1 protein-coding gene is annotated in these 2,133 nt (G+C 73.3%); it reads left to right on the top strand.

Annotated elements, in window-relative coordinates; all coding sequences use genetic code 11:
• A partial coding sequence (locus ACWEVN_RS47645) for a condensation domain-containing protein (RefSeq protein WP_452055684.1) occupies positions 1-2,133 on the top strand: 2,133 nt, incomplete at both ends.

Here is a 2,133-nt window from a genome sequence, read left to right as displayed (position 1 = left end):
AGCGACGTCGACGGCTGGGCGGGGCTGGCGCGCGGCCTCGTCCCGCTGTCGGGCGCCCAGCAGCGGCTGTGGTTCCTGCACCACCTCGAAGGACCGTCGGCCACCTACAACGTCCCGCTGATCATGCGCCTGGACGGCGACCTCGACGTCGCCGCGCTGCGCCGGGCGCTCTCGGACGTGGTCGCCCGCCACGAGGCCCTGCGCACCCGGTTCCCCCAGCGCGACGGCGTCCCGTACCAGGACATCCTCCCGGCCGGGGACGTCGAGCTGCCCGTCCGCGAGGTCACCGACCTCGGCGAGGCCCTGACCGGCCTGGTCCGCGGCTCGTTCGACCTGGAACGGCACGCGCCGATGCGCGCCGAACTGCTGCGGATCCATGCCCGCGAGCACGTCTTCGCGCTGGTGTTCCACCACATCGCCTCCGACGGCTGGTCGATGGCCCCGCTGTGGCGCGACATCGCCACGGCCTACGCCGCCCGCCGGGCCGGTGACGTTCCACAGTGGACGCCGTTGCCGGTGCAGTACGCGGACTACACGCTGTGGCAGCAGGATCTCCTCGGCCGCGAAGACGACCCGGACAGCGTGCTGAGCGCCCAGCTCGGCTACTGGCGGGACGCCCTGGCCGGCCTCCCGGACCGGATCGAGCTGCCCCTGGACCGGCCGCACCCGGCGACCGCGACCTTCCGCGGCGAGCTGCACACCTTCACCTGGGACGCCGCACTCCACACCGGCCTGGCCGGCCTGGCCCGCGAGAGCGGCGCGAGCGTGTTCATGGTCGTGCACGCGGCCCTCGCCGCCCTGCTCACCCGGCTCGGCGCCGGGACCGACGTGCCGATCGGCTCGCCCATCGCCGGCCGCACCGACCCGGCCCTGGACGACCTCGTCGGGTTCTTCGTCAACACCCTCGTGCTGCGCGTCGACACCGGCGGCGAGCCGACGTTCCGCGAGCTCCTCGCCCGCGTCCGCGAGCGCAACCTCGACGCCTACGCCCACCAGGACGTGCCGTTCGAGCGCCTGGTCGAGGTGCTCAACCCGGCGCGGTCGCTGTCCTACCACCCGCTGTTCCAGGTGATGATCGCCGGGCAGAACAACGCCCGCGCCGAGGTGACCCTGCCCGGCCTCGCCGTCACCGAGATCCCGGTGACCACCGGGACGTCGAAGTTCGATCTGTCGATCTCGCTGACCGAACGCGACGCCGGGATCGCCGGCGTCCTGGAGTTCAACGCCGACGTCTTCGACCACGCGAGCGCGGACGCGATCCTGCGGCGCCTCGAAGTCCTGCTGCGTGCGGCCCTGGCCGAGCCCGACCGCCCGGTCGGCGCCCTCGACCTCCTCGACGGGGACGAGCGGGACCGGGTGCTCACCGAGTGGGCCGGGTCCCTCGACCCGGCGGGCACCGAGACGTTCCCGGGGATGTTCGCCCGCCGCGTCGCCGAGGCCCCCGATGCGGTGGCGCTGGTGTTCGAGGACGTCGAACTCACCTACGCCGAGGTGAACGCCCGCGCGAACCGGCTCGCGCACCTGCTGCTCGACCGCGGCGCCGGGCCGGAGCAGGTGGTCGCGCTGGCCGTGCCCCGGTCTCTGGAGATGATCATCGCCGAGCTGGCGGTGCTCAAGGCCGGGGCCGCCTACCTGCCGATCGACGTCGACTACCCCGGCGACCGGATCGCCTACATGGTCGAGGACGCGGCCCCGGTCTGCGTCGTGACGACCCGGGACGTCGAGGCGAAGCTGCCCACGTCCCTGCCGCGAGTCCTCCTCGACGACGCGGCGCTCGCCGGAATGTCCACACAGGACCCAAAGGTCACGATCACGCCGGAGAACGCGGCCTACGTGATCTACACGTCCGGCTCGTCCGGGCGGCCCAAGGGCGTCGTCCTCCAGCACTCGGGGGTCGCGAAGCTGGTCGCCACCCAGGTCGAACGGTTCGGCGTCGGCCCGCACAGCCGGGTGCTGCAGTTCGCTTCGCCGAGTTTCGACGTCGCGTTCTGGGACCTCTGCCTCGGTCTGCTCTCGGGCGGCCGCCTGGTGGTCGTCCCGGCCGAGCGGCGGGTCGCGGGGCCGGCGCTCACCGAGTACGCGCACGCCCACGGCGTCGACTTCATGATCCTGCCGCCCGCCCTGCTCGACGCG

The sequence above is a fragment of the Amycolatopsis sp. NPDC003861 genome, from assembly GCF_053605405.1.
This window is presented reverse-complemented; position numbering and strand designations above follow the sequence as displayed.